Source organism: Microvirga sp. jy35, assembly GCF_056148915.1.
In genome coordinates, this window is sequence record NZ_JBWBEW010000001.1 from 157,712 (window position 1) to 169,449 (window position 11,738).

Sequence of the window (11,738 nt, forward strand, 5' to 3'; positions counted from 1 at the left end):
CTGGAAAAGTTTTGTTACGCTGCCCCGCGAAGCGAGTCCGCCTCGATGGCCACCCAGTGTCCCGGCTCGACCTCGCGCATGCGATGGATGGCAGGCTCCTGCCCGACCGGGCGCACGGGGCTTGGGATTTCGCCTTCGATCCTCACCTTCGCCCGCTCCCGCTGGGGATCGGCGATGGGAACCGCCGCAAGCAGCTTGCGGGTATAGGAATGCTGCGGGTTCTCGAAGATCGCCTGCCGGGGCCCGAGCTCGACGATCTGGCCCAGATACATCACCGCAACCCGATGACTGATCTTCTCCACCACGGCCATGTCATGGGTGATGAAGAGATAGGACAGGCGCCGCCTCTCCTGCAATTCCATGAGCAGATTGATGATCTGCGCCTGGATGGACACATCGAGAGCGGATACGGATTCATCCGCGATGACGAGCTTGGGGTTGCTGGCGAGCGCCCGCGCGATGCAGATGCGCTGGCGCTGTCCGCCGGAGAACTCGTGCGGATAGCGCTTGGCATGCTGCGGCAGCAGGCCGACCTGATCCAGAAGCTCGTGCACGCGCCGCTCGCGTGCCTTGGAATCCTTGATCAGCCCGTGAACGATGATCGGCTCGGCGATGCTGTAGCCCACGGAATGACGTGGGTCGAGGGACGCGAAGGGATCCTGGAAGATGTATTGGATCTCCTGCCGCAGCCGGCGCCGATCGGCCTGGCTCATGGCCCCCATGTCGCGCCCGTCGAACCGCACCGTGCCGCCTGTGGGCTCAACCAACTGCTGAAGCGTGCGCCCGATGGTGGACTTGCCGCTGCCGGATTCACCCACCAGCGCCAGCGTCTCGCCGGGATAGATGTCGAAGCTCACCTCCTCCACCGCATGGACGCGGTGCGTCACGCGGCCGAAAAAGGTCTTGCCCACGTCGAAGCGCGTGGTGAGCTTCTCCACCTGGAGAACGGGCTTGGTGTAATCGGCCGTGTCCTGCTCGTGCGTGCCGCCCACGGGCTTGGCCACGTTGCCATCCATCACCATGACGGGCGTGCGCTTCGGCAGCGGCTGACCCTTGAGGGAGCCTAAGCGCGGCACGGCCGAGAGCAGCGCGCGGGTATAGGGGTGCTGCGGCGAGGCGAAGACGTCGCGCACCGGCGCCTGCTCCACCTTCTCGCCCTTCCACATGACCACCACGTCGTCGGCCATCTCGGCCACCACGCCCATGTCGTGCGTGATGAAGATGACGGCGGTGCCCATCTCGGCTTGCAGGTCGCGGATGATGTTGAGGATCTGCGCCTGGATCGTCACGTCGAGGGCGGTGGTGGGCTCGTCGGCGATCAGGAGCTTGGGATTGCAGGCGAGCGCCATGGCGATCATCACGCGCTGGCGCATGCCGCCGGAGAGCTGGTGCGGGTAGCGGTCGAGCAGCCTGTCCGCATCCGGCAGGCGCACCTTCTGCAGCAGGTCCTTCGCGCGCTGCCGCGCCTCGCGCCCGTTCAGGCCCTGATGCAGGATCAGGGTTTCCGCGATTTGGTTGCCGACCGTGAAGACCGGATTAAGGGACGTCATGGGCTCCTGGAAGATCATGGCGATGTCGTTGCCGCGGATCTCCCGGATTCTGGTGTCGGAGGCCTGGACGAGGTCGATCGCCTCAGCCCCGTCGGGGCGGAACAGCACCTGCCCGCTCGTGATGCGCCCGCCCGTATAGTCCGTCAGGCGCATGATCGCCAGTGAGGTGACGGACTTGCCCGATCCCGACTCGCCGACGACCGCCAGGGTCCTGCCCGGCTGCACGTCGAAGCTTACTTCCTTGACGGCCTTGAAGGCTCCATTCTCCGTGCCGAACTCCACCGACAGGGAGCGGACCGACAGGAGAGCTTCAGATTGACGATTGGCTGTGTCCGACATCCATCCACGCTCTTGAGGCAGCACCGGCATGATCCCCGATCAGACCGGTACCTCTTTGATACCTGTTATCCATCACAGTCACGATGCCGCTACGTCAAGCACCGTTTGCGTCAGATCAGGCAATCACCTGGATCATAGATCCAGCGCTAAGCAAAGCGCGAGTCCTTTGTTACGATGTCACCCACTCGCCGCCACGCATGAGCGCCTCGGCCCTGCCGTCCTGTGTGATACCATCCACATCCACCTGTTCGGAGCCGATCATCCAGTCGATATGGATGAGGCTCTTGTTGGAGCCGCGCGAGCCGAGCTCGTCCTCGCTCATGCCGCCGCCGCCCCGGATGCACTTGCTGTAGGCTTGGCCGAGCGCGATATGGCTCGAGGCATTCTCGTCGAACAGGGTGTTGAAGAACAGCAGCCCGCTCTTCGAGATCGGCGAGGAATACGGCACGAGAGCCACCTCGCCGAGACGCCGCGCCCCCTCGTCGGTATCGAGCACCTTGCCCAGCACGGCCTCGCCGGTGCGTGCCCGGCTTTCCACGATCCGCCCGCCCTCGAACCGCACCTGGATGTCCTGGATCAGGGTGCCGTTGTAGGAAAGCGGCTTCGTGCTCGTCACCGTGCCGTCCACCCGGTCCTTGTGCGGCGTTGTGAAGACCTCCTCAGTGGGGATATTGGCGTTGCAGACGATGCCGTTCTTGGCCTTAGCCGAGCCGCCGTTCCACTCATGCCCATCGGCCAGCCCAACGCGCAGATCCGTGCCGGGACCGCGAAAATGCAGTGCCGCGTAGTTCTTCTCGTTCAGCATCCGCGTGCGCGCCTGCAGGGCTGCGTTGTGCTTCTCCCAGGCGGCAATCGGATCAGGGGTGTCGACCCGCGAAGCGGAGAAGATCGCCTGCCACAGCTTGGCCAGCGCCACCTCCTCCGGATCGTCCGGGAACACGGTCTTGGCCCAGGCGGGCGTTGCGGCAGCCACGATGGTCCAGTTGATGTCGAAGCCCGCGATCATGTTGAGGGCCGGCATATAGGCCTTCGAGCGCGCCCGGTTGGCGCGGGAGACCTTCTCCGGATCCTCCTTGGCGAGAAGCGAAGGGTCCTCGCCCACGATGGCGAGCCGGGCAGCGCCCTTCTTGTAGGCCTCGGCCATGCCCTCGTAGAGCCAGGCCGGAGCCGTGTCGAAGCCCTCGTCGTGGCCGTGGCGGAAGCGCATCAGCGTGCTCTCCTCATCCGAGAAGATTGTGGTGACGAGGGAGGCACCGGCCCGGTAGGCATGCTCCGTGACGCGCCGCACCAGGGCGACGGCATCGAGCGGTGCTGTCATGACCAGTTCCTGGCCCGGCTTCAGCCCCAAGCCGACCCGGACGGCAACCTCGGCCATACGGTCCAGAAGCTGGGCATGGGAGGCGGCATCGGGCAAATTCCGGACTTGTTCGTTCATGATGTGAGTCTCTCAGGACTGAAAAGGATGGTTGGAGAGGCTACACGGCCTTGCCGCTCATGCAACCTCAACGGGCCCGGGTCTCAGATATTCTCCAGCCCGGCGACGCCAAGGGCTCCCTGGTCGAAGGCGATGCTCTTGATGATGGCGTGAACCGGGAGACCGGGCTTGAGGCCAAGCTCCTCCACCGATTTGCGGGTCACGCGGGCCACGACAGGGTCGCCGCCGCAATCGAGCTGCACGTCCACGCTCGCCCCCTCGGCATCATCGATCGAGGAAATGAAGCCCGGCAGCACGTTCAAGGCGCTCAGGCCGTGGGGCGCCGTCAGCGACAGGATGATGTCGCGGGCGCGAAGACGCACCCGCAGGCTCGTGCCGATCAGATGCGGAAGACGGGGGACGATCAATGCGCCGGCTCGGGCCTGCAGCTCCGTGAGCTCATGCCGCTCGTCATGCCTCCACACGCGAGCTTCGATCAGCGCGCCGGCTTCGGTGAGGCCGCCCTGCTCGAAGAAGCTCGTGTGCCGCAGCACGTCAGCGGCGGGTCCCGACGCGACGACCCGCCCCTCGGAGAGAACGACGACGGATGTGGCCAGGCGCGCGATCTCGGCGACCGAATGGCTGACGAGAACGATGGGCACGCCGCCCTCGTCCCGCAGGCGCTCGAGATAAGGATAGATCTCGGCCTTGCGCGCCTCGTCGAGGGAGGCAAGCGGCTCGTCCATCAGCAGGAGCTGGGGATCGGCGAGCAGCGCACGGCCGATGGCCACGCGCTGCTTCTCGCCGCCGGACAGGGTCGACGGGCGGCGGTCGAGCAGGTGGCCGATGCCGAGAAGGTCCACCACATGATCGAAGCTCGCCTTTCTCTCGCCTTTCGGCGTGAACCAGCGGCCGAAGACCAGGTTGTTCCGCACATTGAGATGCGGAAAGAGCCGCCCCTCCTGGAAGACATAACCGATCCGCCGTCTGTGCTTCGGCTCGAAGACGTTCTTCCCCGTATCCAACAGGATCCGCCCCTGCACGGCGATGCGGCCATGTTCCGGCCGCACGAGCCCGCTGATCGCATTCACCACCGTGGTCTTGCCTGAACCGGACGGACCGAACAAAGCCGTAAGCTTCCCATCGGACTGGAAGCGCGCCTGTAAGGCGAAATCGCCCTGGTCATGTCGGATGTCGACGTCGAGGATCATCAGGCATGAACCCTTCGACGCACCCGCCGCGCCAGCCACTCGGACAACCAGAGCGCTCCGATGGAGATGACGATGGACACAAGCGTCAGCCGCATCGCGCCGCCCTCGCCTCCCGGCACCTGGGTGTAGGCGTAGATCGCAGACGGGACGGTCTGCGTCTCGCCGGGGATGCTGGACACGAAGGTGATCGTCGCGCCGAACTCTCCCATGGCCTTGGCAAAGGACAGCACCATGCCGGCGATGATTCCGGGAAGGATGAGCGGCAGGGTCACCATGCCGAACACCCAGGCGGGATGCGCACCGAGGGTGCCGGCCGCATCTTCGAGCTTTCGGTCCACAGCCGCGATGGACAACCGGATGGCGCGCACCAGCAGGGGAAAACCCATGATGGCGCAGGCGAGCGCCGCGCCCGTCCAGCGAAACGAGAACACGATGCCGAACTGCTCGGCGAGAAACGCCCCGACGGGTCCGCGGCGCCCGAAGCCGATGAGCAGGAACCAGCCGACGACAACAGGCGGCAGAACCAGCGGCAGGTGCACGAGCACATCGAGGGCCTGCCGCCCCCAGAAGCGCCCGCGCTCCAGCAGGAAGGCGATGGCGAGCCCCGGAACAAGGCTTGCAATCATCGCCACGAAGGCGACTTTCAAGCTGAGGCGAACCGCCGTCCATTCTTCCGGAGAAAGCCCCTCCATCACGAGCCCGAGCCCGCCCTGGTCAACAGGGTGAAACCCTGCTTCTCGAAGAACGGTCTGGCTCTATCCGAGCGCAGGAAGGCGAGGAAGGGCTGAGCATCAGGATGGCTCGAGTCCTTCGTCAATGCCGCCGGATAGGTGATCGGTGGATGGCTGCCTTCCGGAAAGGTGGCAACGATCGTCACGTTCGGATCGGATGCGGCATCGGTCCTGTAGACGATCCCGAGGGGCGCCTCGCCGCGCGAGACGAGCAGGAGCGCGGCCCGCACGTTCTCCGTCTGGGCGACCCTGTCCTTCACGCCCGCCCACGCGCCGAGATGTTCGAGCGCAGCCTTGCCGTATTTGCCTGCCGGCACCGCATCCACATGGCCCATGGCCAGGCGATTGCCGCCGAGGATCCCTGCGAGATCGAGACCGGGCTTGAGCTCCACCTGTACCGTCGCATTCTTCGGCGCAATGAGCACGAGGGAATTGCCCAGGAGGCTGACGCGGCTTTCGGTTCTGATGAGCCCCTTGGCGGCCGCGTAATCCATCCAATCGAGATCGGCGGAGAAGAAGAGGTCGGCTGGCGCTCCGGACTCGATCTGCTTGGCGAGCGCGTTGCTCGCCGCGTAGGACATGACGACCCGCTTGCCGGTGTCGCGCGTCCAGGCAGCGCCGGCCTCATCGAGCGCGTTCTTCAGGCTGGCCGCAGCGAAGACCACCACATCCCGGGTCTTGGCCGAAGCTCCAGCCGGCAATGCAAGGCCTGCCCACACGAGTCCTGCCAGGAGCGTCCGCACGGCTGCGCGGACGATGAGGCTCGTTCGTTGGATGGTCCTGTTGCTCAAAGGAGAAGCCCTGCTGCTATCCGGCGCATCCTAGCCGAGTGGGCGGGCTCTTCAAGCGGGGCGCCGCCGGGGCGACGGCTTCTTCACCACGGAACGAAACAGCCGGTAGCCGAGGAGCACGGCCACGATGGCCGCATAGACCAGGGGCTCGGTCGGCCAGGACTTCACCACGAGGATGTAGTGGAGCACCGCGCCGACGGCCGCCACATAGACAAGCTTATGCAGTTTGGCCCAGGCCTGCCCGCCCATGCGCCGGATCGCTGCATTGTTGGAGGTGGCGGCTAGCGGCACCAGGATGACGAAGGTGGCCATGCCGATGGTGATGTAGGGCCGCTTGACGATGTCGGCCACGATGGCCGCCACGTCGAGCCCCTGGTCGAGCACCAGATAGGTGGTGAGGTGCAGGGCGGCATAATAGAACGCCAGCAGCCCGATGGCCCGGCGGTAGCGCAGCAGGTTGACGTTGAAGAGCTGCCGCAGCGGGGTGACCGCCAGCGACGCGATGAGGAAGCGCAATGCCCAGAGGCCGAGCGCCTGCTCCAGATACCGCATGGGGTCAGCGCCGAGCTGATCCATGATGCCGGCATAGAACAGCCACACGGCCGGGATGAAGCCGACGATGTAGACAAGGATCTTGGGCACCTGAGGCAGGGTGAAGCCCTTAGCGGCAGGCGCAGTGGCTCTTCCGGCCATCAGTAGAGCTTCCGCAGGTCCATGCCCGTATAGAGGCTCGCCACCTGCTCGGCATAGCCGTTGAACATCAGGGTCGGGCGGCGCTTCACGAACAGACCGCCCTCGCCGATGCGCCGCTCGGTCGCCTGGCTCCAGCGGGGATGGTCCACGCTCGGATTCACGTTGGCGTAGAAGCCGTATTCGCTGGGTGCCTGCTTGTTCCAGGCGGTTGCCGGCTGCTTGTCGACGAAGCTGATGCGGGTGATCGACTTGATGCCCTTGAAGCCGTATTTCCACGGCACCACGAGGCGGATGGGCGCGCCGTTCTGGTTCGGCAGCGTTTCCCCGTAGAGCCCGACCGCCAGGATGGTCAGCGGGTTCATGGCCTCGTCCAGGCGCAGCCCCTCCACATAAGGCCATTCAAGCACAGGGAAGATGGAGTCCATCCCCGGCATCTCCTCGGGCCGGTAGGCCGTCTCGAAGGCCACGTACTTCGCGCTGCCAAGAGGCTCCACACGCTTGATGAGGTCCGCCAGCGGGAAGCCCACCCAGGGGATCACCATGGACCAGCCCTCGACGCAGCGCATGCGGTAGATGCGCTCCTCGAGCGCCGAGGACTTGATCAAATCCTCGATGGCGAACTCGGCGGGCTTGCCGACCATGCCGTCCACCTTGACGGTCCAGGGCGAGGTCTTCAACGACTTGGCCTTGGCGGCCGGGTCGTCCTTGCCGGTGCCGAACTCGTAGAAGTTGTTGTAGCTCGTGACGTCCTCGCGGCTCGTCAGCTTCTCGTCGGTCGAGAACGGGCTCTTGACCGCCGGCAGCGGGGCCGCCACCGAGCCCCTCGGCAGCGCCGCCGCGAGGGAAAGCCCGGCGGCACCGGCCATCCACTGGCGGCGATTGAAGTAGACCTCACGAGGCGTGATCTCGGATGGCAGGATATCGGAAGGGCGGCGGATCAGCACGGCATCACCTCGGTTGGAACCCATTGTGAAGGGGTACACCCGAGAACGCCAGAGATGCTCTCACGTTTCCGTTACAAACTTGCCTTGTGGGCGCTCAGGATGCTGCCCGAACAAACTTTCTCGTGATCTCGCGCGGATTGGTGATCGCGGTGCCGACCACGACCGCATGGGCCCCGCGTTCGAACGCTTCCGAAACGAGGTCGGGCGTGTCGAAGCGCCCTTCCGCTATGACGGGCACAGGCAGCTCGGCCACAAGGGCGGACAGGAGTTCCAGATCGGGACCAGCCGTCTTGCGGGATGCCGTCTCCTCCGTGTAGCCGGCGAGCGTGGTCGCCACATAGGTCGCGCCGGCGGCATGGGCCGCCCTTCCCTCCTCCAGCGTGGCGATGTCGGCAAAGACCTCTTTGTTGAGTTCCCCGCGGATCCGCCCGATGAGATGCTCCACGGGCTCACCATCGCGGTGGCGCGGAGTGGCATCGAGCCCGATGATGTCGGCACCGGCCCTGGCGATCTCGGCAGCCTGCGCGAAGCCCGGCGTGATGTAGACCGGGAAGCGGTCGTCCCAGACCTTGGCGATGCCGATGATCGGGAGCGCCGTCACGGCGCGGATCGCTGCAATATCGTCTGCGCCGTTGGCGCGTATGCCCCTCGCGCCCCCCGCCTCCGCCGCCTGTGCCATGGCGGCCATGTGGAGCGGCCCGTGGAGCGGATTGTCGGCTCGCGCCTGACAGGAGACGACGAGCGCGCCCTTCGGGATCAGCATGCTACTTCACCGCGCCGGCCGTCATGCCCTGAATGAACTGGCGCGAGAGGGCGATGTAGAGGAGCGTGATGGGCGCCGCCGCGATGGTGAGGCCGGCGAACAGCATGCCCCAGTCGGTGGTGTACTCGCCCATGAAGGTGGTGAGCCCCTGCGGCAGGGTTTTGCGCGCGTCGGTCTGGATGAAGACCAGCGGGAAGAAGAAGTCGTTCCAGATCGGCACCGCGTTCTGGATCGCCGCGATGGCCATGGGCGGGCGGGCCAGCGGCAGCATCACGGACCACATGATCCGGGGCTCCGAGGCGCCGTCGATGCGGGCCGCATCCTCAAGCTCCGACGGCAGCGTGCGCAGAAACCCCGCCATGATGAAGACGGCGGACGGCAGGCCGATGGCCGTATAGGTGACGATCAGGCTCCAGCGGCTGTCGAGGAGGCCGAGATCGCGCAGCAGGATGAAGAGCGGAATGACGGCGAGCTTCAGGGGCAGCATCAGGCCCGCGAGGAAGAACAGCAGGATGAAGGTGTTGGTGCGCGACTCGTAGCGCGCCACCGCATAGCCCGCCATGGTGCCGAGCACGAGGATGAGGAGAACCGACGTGCCCGTCACCAGGATCGAGTTCATAAAGTAGGTCGGCATCGCGGTTTCGCCGAGCACCTTGGCGAAGTTCCCCACTTGCGTGAAATCGGGCAGCGCGAAGGGATGCTCGAAGATTTCGCCCGTGGTCTTGAAGGCGGAGAGCACCATCACCACGACCGGATAGAGCATGATGAAGGAGTTGGCGATCAGGATGACCTGCGCCAGCAGCGCGAAGGAGATCGGCTGGCGCGAGGCGCGGGTATCGGACGCAATGGCGGTCAAAACTGGATCTCCCGACGGCGCAGCCACAGGGTCAGCATGGACGCGAAGACGACGATGAAGAGGAACAGGAGCGTGGCGAGCGCCGAGCCCAACCCGAAGTTCTGGATGCTGGCGCTCTGGTTGCCGAAGGCCGTGCGGTAGAAGACAAGACCCAGCACGTCCGTGGTGCCGAAGGGCGAGCCGTCGAGGCCCACCATCACGTACGGGATCTCGAACCAGTTGAACGCGCCGATGAAGAGCAGCGTGAACAGAATGGTGGTGCTCGGCGCCACCAGGGGCCACACGATGTTCTTCAACAACTGCCACTCATTGGTGCCGTCGAGCCGCGCCGCCTCTATGATCTCAGGGGGAATGCGCTGCATGCCGGCAAGATAGACGAGGGTCGGGAAGCCCACGAAGTGCCAGGCATTGGCGAGGATGAGCGCGCCCAGGGCCGTCGATGAGTCTCCGAGCCAGGGCTTGGCTAAAGAATCCAGGCCCAGCGAATAGAGAGCCTGATTGATGATGCCGAAATTCGGATTGAGGAAGAGTTTCCAGAGAAAGCCCACAATGATGGTTGAGAGCACCACCGGAACGAATACGGCGATCCGGTGGAAGCGGAAGCCGAAGGGCTCCTTGTAGAGCAGCCAGGCGAGGACGAAACCGCCGCCGTTCTGGATGATCATTAGCGCAACCAGCGCATAGACATTGTGCAGGAAGGCGTTCCACACCACGGGCGCCATGGTGGCGCCGAACAGCACTTCCTTGAAATTCTTCAGGCCCACGAACTCGCCGCGCGCCAGCCCCTGCCAGTCATAGAAGGCATAGGCGAAGGCCGATAGGATCGGATAGACCACGAACAGCGACATGAACACGATGGGCGGAACGACGAGAAACGCCACCCATAATTGCCGCTTCAGCGACGGGGCCTGTTTGCGCGAGACGAGCATCCACTCAAAACCTTTTCAACGTTCGCAACAAACACCGCCTTCATCCTGAGGAGCAGCCTTCAGGCTGCGTCTCGATGGAGGCTCCAGCGGGCACTGGAGACGCCCCGATCCTTCGAGACGGACCTGACGGTCCTCCTCAGGATGAGGGCTTTTGGATACGTTTGTCAGAACTCAAGGGGCGGCGAACGGGTGAGCCCGCCGCCCCTGTGTCACAAGCTTACTTCTGGAACGGCTTGTAGTAGGTCGCGATGCCCTTGTTGATCTCGGCCGCGGCCTGCTCCGGGGTCTGCTGGCCGGCGAGCATCTTCTGCACGTTCGACTGCAGCAGCACCGAGCCGCTCGGCTCCTGATAGCGGAAGCGTACGAGCATCAGGTACGACATGGAGTTCTCGGCGAGCTTCGCCACCTCCTGGGTGATCGCATCCTCGATCTTGATGCCCTTGATCGGCGACAGGTTCTTGAGCGTATTGGTGAAGGCCGTGCCGTATTCCGGCGTGGCGAGGAAGCGCACGAACTTGAGCGCCGCGTCCTTCTTCTCGGTCTTGGCGTTCACCGCATAGCCACCATCGTAATAGGTGGCGATCAGGTGCTGATCGCCGGCCTTCAGGACGGGAGCCGGGAACACGCCGAGATCGAGGGTCGGGTTCTGGTTCTTGAAGTTCGCCACCTCGTAGGAACCGCCCGCGAACATGGCCGCACGGCCAGCCACGAAGAGCTGCTGCGAGGACGGATAGTCGACGCCGGTGAAGTTCGGCGAGAAGTACTGGCTCACGTCCTTCAGCTTGGCGAGCGCGCCGACGAAGCGCGGATCGGTGAAGTTCGCCTTGCCGGCGACGATATCGGCCTCGAACTGCTTGCCCATCATGGACGACAGCAGGCCGCCGACGATGGTCTCGTTCTGCCAGGCGGTGGCCGTGCCGTTGGCGAACGGCGTGATGTTCTTGGCCTTCAGGGCCTGGGCGAGGGTCATCAGCTCGTCCCAAGTCTTCGGCGGGTTCACGCCGTTATCCGTGAAGATCTTCTTGTTGTAGACCACGAGCTGGGCCTGCATGGCGAAGGGCACGGCATAGACCTTGCCGTCGGCGCGCAGGGTCTCGGCCGCGAGCGCCGGTTCGGGGAAGTTCGCCAGCTCCGGAACGTTCTGCTGGTCGAGGGCGAGCAGGTAGCCCGGGGTCGCGATCGTCTCCAGGTTGCCGTAGGCGCGCACCTGGATCACGTCCGGGCCGCGGCCGGCGGCGAGCGCCGTGGAGAGGATCGTCTGGTAGTTCTCAGGCGCATAGGTCTCGAACTTGACCGTGATGCCGGGTTCCTTCGCCTGGAACTTCTTGATGGTGTCCTGATAGAAGGCCCGGTCTTCCTGGCGCCAGCTCCAGAAGGTCAGCTCGGTCTGCTGGGCCATGGCGGCGCCGGACGAGAACAGGAGGCTGCCGGCGGCAGCGCCCATCAGAATGCGTCGGGTCAGTTTCATTGTCGTTTCCCTCATTGTTGAAGTCCTTTTTCCTCCCACCGCAGGGCCC

The 11,738-nt window shown here is 64.8% G+C and carries 11 protein-coding genes; all 11 read right to left on the minus strand.

Annotation, left to right across the window (positions count from 1 at the left end; all coding sequences use genetic code 11):
- Window positions 1-14: 14 nt before the first annotated feature.
- On the minus strand, window positions 15-1,889 hold the full coding sequence (locus tag AC0QTX_RS00720) for an ABC transporter ATP-binding protein (protein WP_474601895.1): 1,875 nt from the start codon (window positions 1,887-1,889) through the stop codon (window positions 15-17).
- Window positions 1,890-2,058: 169 nt separating this feature from the next.
- Window positions 2,059-3,324 (minus strand): aminopeptidase, encoded by a 1,266-nt coding sequence (locus AC0QTX_RS00725; RefSeq protein ID WP_474601896.1) that lies wholly within the window; start codon window positions 3,322-3,324, stop codon window positions 2,059-2,061.
- Between the two features lie 83 nt (window positions 3,325-3,407).
- Entirely contained in the window at window positions 3,408-4,514 is a 1,107-nt protein-coding gene (modC, locus tag AC0QTX_RS00730) for a molybdenum ABC transporter ATP-binding protein (RefSeq protein WP_474601897.1), read from the minus strand.
- Window positions 4,514-5,206 carry a molybdate ABC transporter permease subunit gene (modB, locus tag AC0QTX_RS00735; RefSeq protein WP_474601898.1) on the minus strand — a complete coding sequence of 231 codons (693 nt, stop codon included), beginning with the start codon at window positions 5,204-5,206 and terminating at the stop codon, window positions 4,514-4,516. Before modB ends, modC begins: the two co-directional genes overlap by 1 nt.
- Complete coding sequence (gene modA, locus AC0QTX_RS00740) at window positions 5,206-6,036, minus strand: molybdate ABC transporter substrate-binding protein (protein WP_474601899.1); 831 nt, start codon at window positions 6,034-6,036, stop codon at window positions 5,206-5,208. The genes modB and modA overlap by 1 nt, the downstream gene beginning before the upstream one ends.
- A 51-nt stretch (window positions 6,037-6,087) precedes the next feature.
- Window positions 6,088-6,729 carry a protein-methionine-sulfoxide reductase heme-binding subunit MsrQ gene (msrQ, locus tag AC0QTX_RS00745; RefSeq protein ID WP_474601900.1) on the minus strand — a complete coding sequence of 214 codons (642 nt, stop codon included), beginning with the start codon at window positions 6,727-6,729 and terminating at the stop codon, window positions 6,088-6,090.
- Entirely contained in the window at window positions 6,729-7,673 is a 945-nt protein-coding gene (gene msrP / locus AC0QTX_RS00750; protein WP_474601901.1) for a protein-methionine-sulfoxide reductase catalytic subunit MsrP, read from the minus strand. Before msrP ends, msrQ begins: the two co-directional genes overlap by 1 nt.
- Before the next feature lie 94 nt (window positions 7,674-7,767).
- Window positions 7,768-8,436, minus strand: coding sequence for an N-acetylmannosamine-6-phosphate 2-epimerase (locus AC0QTX_RS00755; protein WP_474601902.1), 669 nt, complete (start codon window positions 8,434-8,436; stop codon window positions 7,768-7,770).
- Window position 8,437: 1 nt separating this feature from the next.
- Window positions 8,438-9,292: a carbohydrate ABC transporter permease gene (locus tag AC0QTX_RS00760; RefSeq protein ID WP_329796966.1), complete on the minus strand. Its 855-nt coding sequence runs from the start codon at window positions 9,290-9,292 to the stop codon at window positions 8,438-8,440.
- Window positions 9,289-10,221, minus strand: a complete 933-nt coding sequence (locus AC0QTX_RS00765; protein WP_474601903.1) for a carbohydrate ABC transporter permease — start codon at window positions 10,219-10,221, stop codon at window positions 9,289-9,291. The genes AC0QTX_RS00760 and AC0QTX_RS00765 overlap by 4 nt, the downstream gene beginning before the upstream one ends.
- Window positions 10,222-10,438: 217 nt before the next feature.
- Complete coding sequence (locus tag AC0QTX_RS00770; protein ID WP_474601904.1) at window positions 10,439-11,689, minus strand: extracellular solute-binding protein; 1,251 nt, start codon at window positions 11,687-11,689, stop codon at window positions 10,439-10,441.
- Window positions 11,690-11,738: the final 49 nt, after the last annotated feature.